1 protein-coding gene is annotated in these 258 nt (G+C 41.9%); it reads left to right on the top strand.

All coding sequences use genetic code 11. The features are described from left to right. Nucleotides 1-258 (top strand): hypothetical protein (locus tag KB213_RS12130; RefSeq protein WP_282958338.1); only part of this gene is annotated, 258 nt, incomplete at both ends.

Genomic DNA, 258 nt, shown 5'->3' with positions numbered 1-258 from the left:
CAGTGAAATATACGGTTCCTATTATGTTTAGAATACCCGGGAATAAAGCCACGAAGCCAACCGATAGCTCAAAGGCAACAATAAACGAACCTCAATCACAACAGAAGAAACCCGGGGATAATACCGTATTTGAAGTTGTAGAGCAGATGCCTACATTCCCGGGTGGAAATCAAGTTATGATGGAATACATTGCTAAAAACATGAAGTATCCAAGTGCTGCAATTAAGAGCGGGACACAAGGACTGGTTATTCTTGCGA

Source organism: Neokomagataea anthophila (assembly GCF_018122595.1).
GTDB classification, from domain to species: Bacteria; Pseudomonadota; Alphaproteobacteria; order Acetobacterales; family Acetobacteraceae; genus Gluconobacter; species Gluconobacter anthophilus.
Note: the sequence above shows the minus strand (reverse complement) of the source record. Positions and strands in the feature narration are given on the sequence as shown.